This is a genomic window from Mameliella sp. LZ-28 (assembly GCF_012274245.1).
GTDB lineage: Bacteria > Pseudomonadota > Alphaproteobacteria > Rhodobacterales > Rhodobacteraceae > Antarctobacter > Antarctobacter albus.
Genome location: NZ_JAANYX010000030.1, coordinates 1 through 726 on the forward strand (window position 1 = coordinate 1; position 726 = coordinate 726).

Here is a 726-nt window from a genome sequence, read left to right on the forward strand (position 1 = left end):
CGCTACCGCCTATCGGCTACTTGAGCGCGTTTCCACGCTCCGTACGACCGGCGGCAGTAAAGGATAAGTCCTATATCACACTACGCTCCGCTACCATGCCTTACGGCATCCTAAGCTTCGGCTCATGGCTTGAGCCCCGTTACATCTTCGCCGCAGGACAACTTGTTTAGACCAGTGAGCTGTTACGCTATCTTTAAAGGATGGCTGCTTCTAAGCCAACCTCCTGGTTGTTTTGGTCGTCCCACCTGCTTTCCCACTTAGCCATGAATTGGGGGCCTTAGCTGTAGGTCAGGGTTGTTTCCCTCTCCACTACGGACGTTAGCATCCGCAGTGTGTCTGCCATCTAGTACTCCCGGGTATTCGGAGTTTGGTTAGGATCAGTAAGCCTGTGGGGCCCCATTACCCATCCAGTGCTCTACCCCCCGGGGTATTCGGATGACGCTCTACCTAAATAGATTTCGCGGAGAACCAGCTATCTCCGAGTTTGATTGGCCTTTCACCCCTAGGCACAACTCATCCCGACCTTTTTCAACAGGTGTGGGTTCGGACCTCCAGTAAGTGTTACCTTACCTTCATCCTGGTCATGCCTAGATCACTCGGTTTCGGGTCTGATCCATCTAACTCGACGCCCTATTAAGACTCGCTTTCGCTGCGCCTACACCTATCGGCTTAAGCTTGCTAGATAGACCAAGTCGATGACCCATTATACAAAAGGTACGCCGTCAC

At 52.6% G+C, this 726-nt stretch carries 1 rRNA gene; it reads right to left on the reverse strand.

Going from position 1 to position 726, the window contains the following annotated elements:
• Positions 1–28: 28 nt before the first annotated feature.
• Positions 29–726: ribosomal RNA gene (locus tag G9Q80_RS15285) — 23S ribosomal RNA — on the reverse strand; the annotation flags it as partial.